At 66.7% G+C, this 11,463-nt stretch carries 13 protein-coding genes; 7 read left to right on the forward strand and 6 right to left on the reverse strand.

Annotated features, from left to right (window positions below):
• From ACR2JA_RS16935 to dnaA, 3 genes are all read right to left on the reverse strand, one after another.
• Positions 1-658, reverse strand: a 658-nt coding sequence (locus tag ACR2JA_RS16935; protein ID WP_434010245.1) for an ATP-binding protein, incomplete at its 3' end; no start/stop codon positions are given.
• 81 nt (positions 659-739) lie between these two features.
• Complete coding sequence (gene dnaN / locus ACR2JA_RS16940; RefSeq protein WP_434010246.1) at positions 740-1,846, reverse strand: DNA polymerase III subunit beta; 1,107 nt, start codon at positions 1,844-1,846, stop codon at positions 740-742.
• 127 nt (positions 1,847-1,973) lie between these two features.
• Entirely contained in the window at positions 1,974-3,380 is a 1,407-nt protein-coding gene (dnaA, locus tag ACR2JA_RS16945) for a chromosomal replication initiator protein DnaA (RefSeq protein ID WP_434010247.1), read from the reverse strand.
• Positions 3,381-3,639: 259 nt separating this feature from the next.
• On the opposite strand from dnaA, the gene rpmH reads away from it, so the two are divergent.
• From rpmH to ACR2JA_RS16980, 7 genes are all read left to right on the forward strand, one after another.
• Complete coding sequence (gene rpmH / locus ACR2JA_RS16950; RefSeq protein ID WP_066096666.1) at positions 3,640-3,774, forward strand: 50S ribosomal protein L34; 135 nt, start codon at positions 3,640-3,642, stop codon at positions 3,772-3,774.
• 73 nt (positions 3,775-3,847) lie between these two features.
• Entirely contained in the window at positions 3,848-4,261 is a 414-nt protein-coding gene (locus ACR2JA_RS16955; RefSeq protein ID WP_434010248.1) for a ribonuclease P protein component, read from the forward strand.
• Entirely contained in the window at positions 4,251-4,541 is a 291-nt protein-coding gene (yidD, locus tag ACR2JA_RS16960; RefSeq protein ID WP_434010249.1) for a membrane protein insertion efficiency factor YidD, read from the forward strand. Before ACR2JA_RS16955 ends, yidD begins: the two co-directional genes overlap by 11 nt.
• Positions 4,538-6,238, forward strand: a complete 1,701-nt coding sequence (yidC, locus tag ACR2JA_RS16965) for a membrane protein insertase YidC (protein ID WP_434010250.1) — start codon at positions 4,538-4,540, stop codon at positions 6,236-6,238. The genes yidD and yidC overlap by 4 nt, the downstream gene beginning before the upstream one ends.
• Before the next feature lie 154 nt (positions 6,239-6,392).
• Positions 6,393-7,814, forward strand: coding sequence for a tRNA uridine-5-carboxymethylaminomethyl(34) synthesis GTPase MnmE (mnmE, locus tag ACR2JA_RS16970; RefSeq protein WP_434010251.1), 1,422 nt, complete (start codon positions 6,393-6,395; stop codon positions 7,812-7,814).
• A 107-nt stretch (positions 7,815-7,921) separates the two neighbouring features.
• Complete coding sequence (locus ACR2JA_RS16975; protein WP_434010252.1) at positions 7,922-8,413, forward strand: Crp/Fnr family transcriptional regulator; 492 nt, start codon at positions 7,922-7,924, stop codon at positions 8,411-8,413.
• 98 nt (positions 8,414-8,511) lie between these two features.
• Positions 8,512-9,201, forward strand: a complete 690-nt coding sequence (locus ACR2JA_RS16980; protein ID WP_434010253.1) for a hypothetical protein — start codon at positions 8,512-8,514, stop codon at positions 9,199-9,201.
• Positions 9,202-9,270: 69 nt separating this feature from the next.
• Here ACR2JA_RS16980 and ACR2JA_RS16985 read toward each other — a convergent pair whose 3' ends face one another.
• The 3 genes from ACR2JA_RS16985 to ACR2JA_RS16995 all read right to left on the reverse strand — a co-directional run.
• Complete coding sequence (locus tag ACR2JA_RS16985) at positions 9,271-9,816, reverse strand: adenine phosphoribosyltransferase (RefSeq protein WP_434010254.1); 546 nt, start codon at positions 9,814-9,816, stop codon at positions 9,271-9,273.
• 219 nt (positions 9,817-10,035) lie between these two features.
• Positions 10,036-11,001 carry an MBL fold metallo-hydrolase gene (locus ACR2JA_RS16990; RefSeq protein ID WP_434010255.1) on the reverse strand — a complete coding sequence of 322 codons (966 nt, stop codon included), beginning with the start codon at positions 10,999-11,001 and terminating at the stop codon, positions 10,036-10,038.
• 125 nt (positions 11,002-11,126) lie between these two features.
• Positions 11,127-11,463, reverse strand: a 337-nt coding sequence (locus ACR2JA_RS16995) for a TrkA C-terminal domain-containing protein (protein WP_434010256.1), incomplete at its 5' end; no start/stop codon positions are given.

Raw genomic sequence — 11,463 nt, forward strand, 5'->3', positions numbered from 1 at the left:
CCTCGGTGCCGCGCTTCTCGGTCTCGCCGATGACTTTCATGGGCGACACTTCGACGCCGTTGACCGTCTCGATGATGCGGTTCTGCACGAAGCCCTTGCTGAACTCCATCACGTGCACCTTGCCGTCGCGGCGGATGGTCAGGCGCAGCATCTTGGAGAGCGCGTTCACGCAGCTCACGCCCACGCCGTGCAGGCCGCCCGAGACCTTGTAGCTGTTCTGGTTGAACTTGCCGCCGGCGTGCAGTTCGGTCAGCGCGATTTCGGCGGCCGAGCGCTTGGGCTCGTGCTTGTCGTCCATCTTCACGCCGGTCGGGATGCCGCGGCCGTTGTCGGTCACGCTGATCGAGTTGTCGGTGTGGATGGTGACGACGATGTCGTCGCAGTGGCCAGCCAGCGCTTCGTCGATGGAGTTGTCGACCACCTCGAACACCAGGTGGTGCAGGCCGGTGCCGTCGGACGTGTCGCCGATGTACATGCCCGGGCGCTTGCGCACGGCTTCCAGGCCTTCCAGGATCTGGATGGCACCCTCGCCATACCCCTCGCTCGCGCCGGCCTGGTGGGCGTCGATCTTGGGCTGGAAGTTGGAGCTGTCGACCCCGGCTTCACCGGTGTGGACGGCATCGTTTCCGGTTTCGGCGGGCTTGTTGGCTTCGGACATGGTGAATTTCTCTGACTTCTAGAAACGCCAAACCCGCTGGTCAGCGGGTTGGCATGCAATCGGGCTGCGGGGCGCTGCGGATCAGATCCGCATCGGCATCACCACGTACTTGAAGGCGTTGTCGTCGGGGTTGGTGATCAGCGCCGAGCTGTTGCCGTCGGCCAGCTCGATGCGCACCATCTCCTGCGTCATGTTCTGCAGGGCGTCGATCAGGTACGTGACGTTGAAGCCGATTTCGATGGCGTCGCCGCTGTAGTCGATGTCGAGTTCGTCCACAGCCTCTTCCTGCTCGGCGTTGCTCGACGCGACGCGCAGCGTGCCGGCTTCGACGTTCAGGCGAACGCCCTTGAACTTCTCGCTCGTCATGATGGCGGTGCGCTGCAGGCTGGCCAGCAGCGGCTGGCGGCCCAGCGTGACGATGTTCTTGTGGTTCTTGGGGATGACGCGGTTGTAGTCGGGGAACTTGCCCTCGACCAGCTTGGTGACGAACTCCATGCCGTCGAAACTGAATTTGGCCTGGTTGGACGCGAACTGCATCTCGATCGCGCCTTCCTTGTCGGACAGCAGGCGCTGCAGTTCCAGCACGGTCTTGCGCGGCAGGATGACTTCCTGCTTGGGCACTTCCACGTCCAGCTCGGCGCTGGCAAAGGCCAGGCGGTGGCCATCGGTGGCCACAAGGCTCAGCTTCTGGCCTTCGGCCACGAACAGGATGCCGTTGAGGTAGTAGCGGATGTCGTGCACCGCCATGGCAAACGAGACCTGGCCCAGCAGGCTCTTGAGCGTCTTCTGCGGCACGCTGAACACGGGGCCGAAGCTGGCCGATTCCTGCACCAGCGGGAAGTCTTCGGCCGGCAGGCTCTGCAGCGTGAAGCGGCTCTTGCCACCCTTGAGGATGGTTTTGCCGCCGGTGTGCTCCAGGCTCACCGCCTGGTCGCCCGGCATGGTGCGCAGGATGTCGATCAGCTTGCGCGCGCCCAGGGTGGTGGCAAACGAGCCGTCGTCACCGCCGAGTTCGGCCGTGGTGCGGATCTGGATTTCCAGGTCGCTGGTGGTCAGCTGCACCTGGCCGCCGCTCTTGCGCAGCAGCACGTTGGCCAGGATCGGCAGGGTGTGCCGGCGCTCCACGATGCCCGCCACCGACTGCAGCGCAGCCAACACTTTGTCCTGGGTGGATTTCAAAACGATCATGTCAGGGTCTTTCGTCTCGGGGGTGGCCTGTTGGTCGGCACGCTGGTTAAGCCAAAACTTTGCTATTTTCGCCTGTTTACAAGGCTTTTTTCGGTGGGCTGCGAAGCAATGCAGGGGGCGTTCACGGTCAGCCCTTGAGGGTCTGTTCAAGGACGTGCAACTGCTGGTTCAACTCGGAGTTCGTTTGGCGCTCGGCCGCAATCTTGCGCACCGCGTGCAACACCGTGGTGTGGTCGCGCCCGCCGAACAGCTCGCCGATCTCGGGCAGGCTTTTCTGGGTCAGTTCCTTGGCGATGAACATCGCGATCTGTCGCGGGCGGGCGATGCTCGCCGGGCGCTTCTTGCTGTACATGTCCGCGACCTTGATCTTGTAGTAGTCGGCCACGGTCTTCTGGATGTTCTCCACGCTGATCTGCCGGTTCTGGATCGACAGCAGGTCCTTCAGGGCATCACGCGCGAGCTGGATGGAGATGTCTTTCTGGTTGAAGCGGCTGTAGGCCAGGATCTTGCGCAGCGCGCCTTCAAGTTCGCGCACGTTCGAGCGCACGTTCTTGGCGACGAAGAAGGCCACCTCTTCGGGCATGACGGCGTTTTCCACCGCCGCCTTGTTGATCAGGATGGCCACGCGCATTTCCAGCTCGGGCGGCTCGATGGCCACCGTCAGCCCCGAATCGAAACGCGACACCAGGCGCTCGTGGATGTCGGCCAGGCCCTTGGGGTAGGTGTCGCTGGTCAGCACGATGTGGCTCTTGCGGGCCAGCAGCGCCTCGAACGCGTTGAAGAACTCTTCCTGCGTGCGTTCCTTGTTGGCGAAGAACTGCACATCGTCGATCAGCAGCAGATCGAGCGAGTGGTAACGCTCCTTGAACTCGTCAAAGGTCTTGCGCTGGTAAGACTTGACCACATCCGATACGAACTGCTCGGCGTGGATGTACAAAACCTTGGCCTGCGGGCGGTCCGCCAGCAGGTGGTTGCCGATGGCGTGCACCAGGTGGGTCTTGCCCAGGCCGACGCCGCCGTAGATGAACAGCGGGTTGTACAGCTGGCCCAGGCTGCCGGCCACGTGCATGGCGGCGGCGCGTGCCATGCGGTTGGCCGAACCTTCCACCAGCGTGCCAAAGGTCAGCGCCGGGTTCAGGCGGCTGCGGGGGCCGGCCACCACGGCGGCCTCGACCGGGGCGACGTCCGGCATTTCCGACAGCACCTGTTCCTGCACGGTGCGGGTGGCGGGCGTAGAGCGGACAGGGCCTTCGCGCGGAGCAAGCGCTAACTCAAGGCTGACCGGGCGACCCTGGATGCTTTCCAGCAGCGCGGTGATGCGGGCGGCGTACTGCGCCCGGATCCAGTCCATCTTGAAGCGGTTGGCCACCTGCAGCGTGACCTTGGAGGCATCGGGGGCCACCGTGGCGGCCAGCGGCCGGATCCAGGTGTTGAACTGCTGCTCGGGGATGTCCTGGGCCAGCCGGTCCACGCAGGTCTGCCAGAGGTCGGCGGCCGCGGGCGGCGTCAGGTCTTCGGGAATGCCCTCGATCATGCTGGGAGAAACGGGAGAAGTGTTGTGGACAAATGACAGAGGGCTGAGGCGGCATTGTAGTGCGCGGGGGCACTTATCCACAAGGCGGGCACGCGCCGGGGCGGGCCTGGGCTGGCCGCCGGTCAGGGGCGCGAAGTTTACGCAGAAAACCGGGTTTGCTGGTTAAGTGCTTGCCCTGTTTTGGATTTTGGCGCGATAATCGCGGGTTTTCCTCTAACTTGAAAAGCCCTGGTCACGCCTGGGCCGCACTGCCATGGCAATGAAACGCACCTACCAGCCTTCCAAGATCAAGCGCGCCCGTACGCACGGTTTCCTCGTGCGCATGAAGACCCGCGGTGGTCGCGCCGTCATCAACGCGCGTCGCGCCAAGGGCCGCAAGCGTCTGGCCGTCTGAGGCCATTGACGCACTGGCCGATGCTGGCCGGTCGGATGCCCTCCACCACCACCCGCCCAGGCGGGGCCGGCTGATGCAGCGCATACGCAACCGCGCCCAGTTTCAGGCCGTCCTGGCGGGCCCGCCCGTGGCCAAGACCGCCCATTTCGCCCTGCACCGTGGCGCCCTCGATGGCGCGCACGAAGGTCGCCCTCTTTTCGCTGTAGCCGACGCCTGGCTGGGTGTGCTGCTGCCCAAGCGCTGGGCGCGCCGCGCGGTCACGCGCAACACCATCCGCCGCCAGATCTACGAAACCGCCCGCGCGGTGCCCGTGGGTTTGCCGCACGCGGCGTGGGTGGTGCGTTTGCGCAGCGAGTTCAGCCGTAAACAGTTCGTCAGCGCGACGTCGGAGCCGCTCAAGCGTGCCGTGCGCGCCGAGCTGCAGCAACTGCTGGGCAAGGTGGCCAAAGCGCCGGCGAACCCCGTGGAGGCCAACCATGCGGGTTGAATGGCCGCGCCGCGCCCTGATCGGTCTCGTCAAGGGCTACCGTCTGCTGCTCAGCCCCTGGCTGGGCAACAGCTGCCGCTTCGAGCCCACCTGCTCGGTCTACGCCATCGGCGCCCTGCAGCGCCACGGCGCGCTGGCGGGCACCTACCTCATGCTGCACCGCATCGGCCGTTGCGGTCCGTGGTGCGCGGGCGGTTGCGACCCGGTGCCCGAGTCGCCGCCCCGGCTGTTCACGCGGCTGATCCCTATGTCTTCCCCTGAAAAGCAGAACCTGTCATGAACGACATCCGCCGTTCCATCCTCTGGGTGGTCTTTGGTTTCTCGATGGTCCTGATCTGGGACAAGTGGCAGATCCACAACGGACAGAAGCCGACCTTCTTCCCGAGCGCCGCGGTCACCGCCCCGGCCGCCGGCAAGCCCGCAGCCACCGCGGCCGATGGCACCGTGCCCGCCGCCAGCGGCGCGGTGCCGGCCACCGCTGCTGCCGGCACCGCGCCGGCGGGTGCCACGGCGCCCGCACCGGCGGGCCAGCGCGTGGACGTCAGCACCGACCTGTTCAAGCTGACCTTCAACACCGAAGGCGGTTCGCTGATCGGCGCGACGCTGCTGCAGCACGCCAGCAAGCAGCTGGGCACCGCCCCGATCGAACTGCTCACGCAGACGCCGGATCACACCTACATCGCGCAGACGGGTCTGATCGGCGGGGCCTTCCCGACCCACAAGACGCCCATGACCCTGGTGCCCGGTGCCACGGCGCTGGCCGATGGTCAGAACGAACTGCAGATCCGTTTCGAGTCTGCGGACGTGGGCGGCGTCAAGCTGGCCAAGACCTACACGCTCAAGCGCGGCAGCTACGTCATCGGCGTGAGCCACGAGGTGGTGAACACCGGCGCGGCACCGGTCAACCCGCAGCTGTACGTGCAACTGGTGCGCGACGGCGCCACCGGTGCCAGCGAAACCCCGTTCTATTCCACCTTCACCGGTCCTGCGGTCTACACCAACGAACACAAGTACCAGAAGGTCGAGTTCAAGAAGATCGAGGACAACAAGGTCGACATCGTCAAGACCACCAGCGATGGTTACGTCGCCATGGTCCAGCACTACTTCGCTTCTGCCTGGTTGCTGGCCGAAGGCACAGCGCGCGAGAACTTCGTGCGCAAGGTGGACAACAACCTGTACGCGGTCGGTTCCATCACCGCCCTGCCGGCGGTGGCGCCAGGTCAGAGCCAGAAGATCGACGCCCGCCTGTTTGTGGGCCCGCAGGACGAGCACGTGCTGGAAGCCACGGCCACGGGCCTGGAACTGGTCAAGGACTACGGCTGGCTGACCATCCTGGCCAAGCCGCTGTACATGCTGCTGTCCGCCATCCACGACTTCGTGGGCAACTGGGGCTGGTCGATCGTGCTGCTGGTGGTGCTGCTCAAGGCCGCGTTCTACTGGCTCAACGCCAGCGCTTACCGCTCCATGGCCAAGATGAAGGCGATCAACCCGCGCATCATGGAAATGCGCGAGCGCCTCAAGAGCAACCCGCAGGCCATGCAGCAGGAGATGATGAAGATCTACCGCGAGGAGAAGGTCAACCCGCTGGGCGGCTGCTTCCCGATCATGATCCAGATCCCCGTGTTCATCGCCCTGTACTGGGTGCTGCTGTCCAGCGTGGAGATGCGCAACGCACCGTGGATGGCCTGGATCACCGACCTGTCGACCAAGGACCCGTTCTTTGTGCTGCCGGCGTTCATGACGCTCACCACCATCGTGCAGACCGCCCTGAACCCGCTGCCGCCGGACCCGCTGCAGGCCAAGATGATGTGGCTCATGCCGCTGATGTTCTCGGTGATGTTCTTCTTCTTCCCGGCCGGCCTGGTGCTGTACTGGATCACGAACAACGTGCTGACCATCGCGCAGCAGGCCTTCATCAACCACAAGATGGGCGTGCCGCTGAAGATCACGAACCCGTTCGAACTCTTTAAGAAGTAACCCCCCGCGCCGCTGCGCGGCTCCCCCCTTCAAAGGGGGGCGACACCAGAGGCCCGGCGAAGCCGGTTCCTCGGTGTCTCTGGCAGGGGACATTTCGTGCCAACGGGCCTGCGGTTGCAGGCCCTTTCTGTTTTCCGCCGTATCCTTTTGCCCCATGCTTGCCGCTTCCCGTGACCCCATCGCCGCCATTGCCACCGCGCCCGGACGCGGGGCGGTGGGCATCGTGCGGGTGTCGGGCCAGGGGCTGGCGCCGTTCGTGACGGCCTTGCTGGGGCGGCTGCCCAGGGCGCGTGAGGCGACCTACCTGCCGTTCCCGGACGCTGCGGGCCAGCCCATCGACCATGGCCTGGCGCTGTGGTTTCCGGGGCCGCATTCCTACACCGGCGAGGACGTGCTGGAGCTGCAGGGCCACGGCGGGCCTGTGGTGTTGCAGTTGCTGCTGGCGCATTGCCTGCGGGTGGCGCAGACCGCGGACGCCCAAGGCCAGCCGCTGCTGCGCGGCCTTCGACCGGCGCGAGCGGGCGAGTTCACCGAGCGCGCCTTCCTCAACGACAAGCTGGACCTGGCGCAGGCCGAGGCGGTGGCCGACCTGATCGACGCCAGCACCGAGGCCGCCGCGCGCAGCGCCAGCCGCTCGCTGGCCGGTGTGTTCTCGGACCGCATCCACGCGCTGCGCGACGCGCTGGTGAACCTGCGCATGCTGGTCGAGGCGACACTGGACTTCCCTGAAGAAGAGATCGACTTCCTGCAGAAGGCCGACGCGACCGGCCAGCTGGACCGCCTGCGCCAGGGCCTGGCCGCGGTGCTGAACGAGGCGCGGCAAGGCGCGCTGCTGCGCGACGGCCTGAAGGTGGTGATCGCCGGCCAGCCCAACGCGGGCAAGAGTTCCTTGCTCAACGCGCTGGCGGGCGCCGAGCTGGCCATCGTCACGCCGATTGCCGGTACCACGCGCGACGTGGTGCAGCAAACCATCCAGATCGAAGGGGTGCCGCTGCACGTGATCGACACCGCCGGCCTGCGCGAAGGTGCGGACGTGGACGAGGTCGAGCAGATCGGCATCCAGCGCGCCTGGGGGCAGATCCACAAGGCCGACGCGGTGCTGTTCCTGCACGACCTCAGCCGCTGTGACCAGGCCGCCTACGCGGCGGCCGACGCGGCCATCGCCGCCGACCTGCCCGCCGGGGTCACCGTGCTGCCGGTCTGGAACAAGCTGGACCAGTGCAGCACCGGTGCGCAGTCCCTGCTGGCGCAGGCCAGGGCGGCGGGCGACCTGGCCATTTCGGCCAAGCAGGGCGACGGGCTGGAAGCGCTGCGCCAGCGCCTGCTGCAGCTGGCCGGCTGGCAGCACGCGGGCGACGGGCTCTTCATGGCACGCGAGCGGCACCTGCAGGCCCTGCGGCGTGTGGGCGAGCACCTGGACCTGGCGCACGAACGCCTGGCCGCCCAGGCCGAACACCTGGACCTGCTGGCCGAAGAACTGCGCCTGGCGCAGCAGGCGCTGGGCGAGATCACCGGCGAGTTCAGTGCCGACGACCTGCTGGGCGAGATCTTTTCGCGTTTTTGCATCGGCAAGTGAGCACAGACCCGCCGTTGGTGCGCCGCAGCGCACCGCTGGGAACGCAGTTGTAAGCACGCGTAAGCGGCGCCTTGCGCGCGCCGGTGTGCGGCGGGTATGGTCCCGGCATGAACGCCACCCCGTCCTCCCCTGTGCGCTTTGACATCCTGGACCTGGCCCAGGCCATGAAGCACAGCAACGCGCTGGACGCGGTGCCCCTGAACCTGCAGGACGCGCAGTGGCGCAGCCTGGCCGACTACCTGCAGCCGGTGACCCTGCAGCAGGGGCAGGTGCTGATCGAGCAGGGCGTCAAGGACCGCACGGTGTATTTCGTCGAGAGCGGTAGCCTCACGGTGCACTACGAAGATGACAAAGACCGCATCCGCATCGCCATGGTCGGCGCCGGCTCGCTGCTGGGCGAAGGGGCCTTCTTCAGCCACCTGCCGCGCAGCGCCACCGTCAACGCCGGCAGCGCCTGCCGCCTGTGGTGTCTGACGCCGCTGCGTTTTCGGGAACTCTCCACCCGGTTCCCCGAATTGGCGCTGGAGATGACCGTGGCCATGTCGGCTGTGCTGGCGCGGCGCATGTACAACAAACCCAAACGCGTGGCGGTCACCTGATCGGGCCGCGGCCGCCGGTGGGCGCCCTGGCGCTCAATTCCCGCACCGCCGCGCCGATAGTCTGGACACGCGCCTGTGGCGCCTTCGAGGCTCGAACCATGATGCTGCTGAACTGGCTGAACGCCAAAAAATCCGCCACCGCGCGCAAAGGCACGGTGCCGCGCCCGCGCAAGTCCTTTGGCCAGACCACGCTGCCGCTGATTTCGCCGCGCCGCGGCCGCCGCATCCTGCGCCGCGAGCAGCTGTTTTCGGTGGTGCGCGAGTCCATGATCCGCGGCGGTGTGCTCTCGTCGAGTTACGAGTTCAAAGTGCTGACGCTGGACGCCAACGGCGACAGCTTCCTGGTGCTGATCGACTTGGCGCTGCCCGCCGAGGTGATGCCCGATGAATACCTGCTGGAAATCGAGCGCTGGGTGCAAGCCAGCGCCGAATCGCGCCACGACATGAAAGTCGGCTCGGTCTACTGGCGGCGCAAACCGGTGCACGACCAGCGCGGCATCGCGCTCAAGGCCGCGGTGGCCGCGCAGACCCGGCGCGACGCACCCGCATCGGCCCCGGCGCCGCTGGCCAGCGACACCGCCATCCCGCGTCCGCCGATGCCCGTGTCCGGCGGCCGTGCACAGCCGGTGGGGCGCGACGAACTCGAAGCCTTCCGCCTGGCGCTGGAAGCCGTGCAGACCCCTTTGCGCGGGGGTGATCTCGAAACCGACGTGTTCGGCCACCTGCCCCAGCCCGAGTCGCACAGCGACTTCAGCGCGTTGAGCGCCACGCAGTACGGCAAGCTCTGACCGCCCTCTCCGCGGCCCTGCCTGGGCAGCGACCCGGCCAGCAACGGCGTGCGCAGGCGCATGCCGTGTTCAGTGGCCCGCGAAATCGAGCAAAGTGAAGAGCTGAAGGCCCGACTCGCGCAGCCGCTGCGAACCGCCTAGCTCAGGCAGGTCGACGATGGCGGCGCCTTCCATCACCTCGGCGCCCAGTTTTTCCAGCAGGCGGCGCCCGGCCATCATGGTGCCGCCGGTGGCGATCAGGTCGTCGATCAGCACCACCCGGTCACCGGGCTTGACCGCGTCGGTGTGCAACTCCACCGTGGCGCTGCCGTACTCCAGTTCGTAGGTTTCTTCAACCGTGGTGAAAGGCAGCTTGCCCTTCTTGCGGATGGGCACGAAGCCCACACCCAACTCGTAGGCCAGTACCGAGCCGATGATGAAACCGCGGGCGTCCAGCCCTGCCACGACGGTGGGCCGCAGCGCCGGGTCCATGTAGCGGTGCACGAAGGTGTCGATCAGCACGCGGAAGACCTTGGGGTCTTGCAGCAGCGGCGTGATGTCGCGGAACTGCACACCCGGGGCCGGCCAGTCGGGCACGGTGCGGATGTGGCTTTTGAGGTAGGCGGAGGTGTCCATTCCCTGGATTATGGAGACACCCCCGCTGGGAGGGTAGGCACCCCCGCGCCGCCTGCGGCGTGCCTTGCAGGCCGCGCCACCGTCAGAGCCGTTGTCACTTCGGGCTGTCCAAGTCTGCGCAGGCAGACTTGGAGCCGCTGCCCTCAGCCCCCTCAAGGGGGCGATGCGAGTGGCCCGGTCAAGCCGGTTCCGCCGCATCCTGGACCGAAGTCACTTCATTCAGGCGACTGGCTTGAACTGGTAGCCGTTGCCCGACGCTTCGAGCGTGCCGAAGGCCGGGAATGGGAAGTGGAAGCCGCCGGCCAGCGTTTTGTCCTTGACCAGCATGTCGAACACGCGGCGGCGCGTCTGGCGGGCCATCTCGGGGTCCATGTCGAACTGCACCGCCCAGTCCGGGCTGCGCGCGAACAGCGACGGGATGTTGGTCACGTCGGCCACGTAGACGAACTTCTGGCCTTCGCTGGTGACGCTGAACAGGTTCATGCCCGGCGTGTGACCGAAGGCCGCTTCGGCGCGGATGCCGGGGGCCAGTTCGGCACCGGGTTCGAATTTCACCAGCTGCTCGGCCGGGATGCCGCCGATCACCTTGCGTGCGTTCTCGAAGCCGCCACGGGCCGCCGGCGGGGCGGCGTTCATCTTGGCGTCGTCGAACCAGAAGGCGTGTTCCGGCGCCGGCACGTGCACCTTGGCCTTGGGGAACATGAGCGAACCGTCTTTCTTGCGCAGGCCGTTGATGTGGTCGCCGTGGTAGTGGCTGATGACCACGTGGTCGATGTCTTCGGGCTTGAAGCCTGCGGCGGCCAGCTGGGCTGCGAGCTTGCCGGTGGTGGGCGGGCCGTTGTCGGCAAAGCCGGTGTCCATGAGGAATTTGCCCGCCGGGCTGACCACCAGGAAGGGCGTGAACGGGATGTCGACGTAGTCGGTGGGCAGGCTTTGCGAGGCCAGCAGGGCCTTGACCTGTTCCAGCGGCACGTTGCGCACGAACTCTTCGCCTAGCGGGCGGCGCAGCGCGCCGTCGTTCAGGGCGATCACCTCCATCGCGCCGAGCTTCATGCGTTTGAAGCCGGTGGTGGGCAGCGTGGGCGGCCCGAAGTTGGGCGCGGCCTGCTGCGACCACACAGACGAAAAGCTCAGGGCAGCGGCGCCGGCCATGCCGGCGCCCAGAAAGGCGCGTCGATCCATCATCTCGGTCTCCTGGGGGGTTGGGTTGAAAAAAGCAACCCGCATTAAAGACCGACTGGTCTGCGCTGTGACCAATCCGTTTTAGAGCCCCCGTTTGCCAACGGGTTATGCCGTGGCCGGCGGGGTGTTCAGGCCTTGCCCGAGAGCAACTTTTCTTCGGCCAGCGCCAGTGCGGTGGTGCTGCCGCTGAGCACCAGGGTGTCGCCGCCTTCGAGCACGGCGTCTTCGCGCACCGCCTCGCCACGCCGGTGGGGGCGCCGCCGGCGGGCGGTGCGCACGCCCAGGGCATCCAGCGCCAGGCTGCCCAGGGTGCGGCCGACCTTGTGGCCGCCGGGTGGGATGGTCACCGTGGTCAGGCGCTCGGTGTCGGCGTCTTCCACGCTGTCGTCGTCGGCGCCGTGGAAGTAGCCCTTGAGCAGGTTGTAGCGTTCGTCGCGCTGGTCCTGCACCACGCGGATCACGCGG

Source organism: Hydrogenophaga sp. (assembly GCF_051007235.1).
GTDB lineage: Bacteria > Pseudomonadota > Gammaproteobacteria > Burkholderiales > Burkholderiaceae_C > Hydrogenophaga.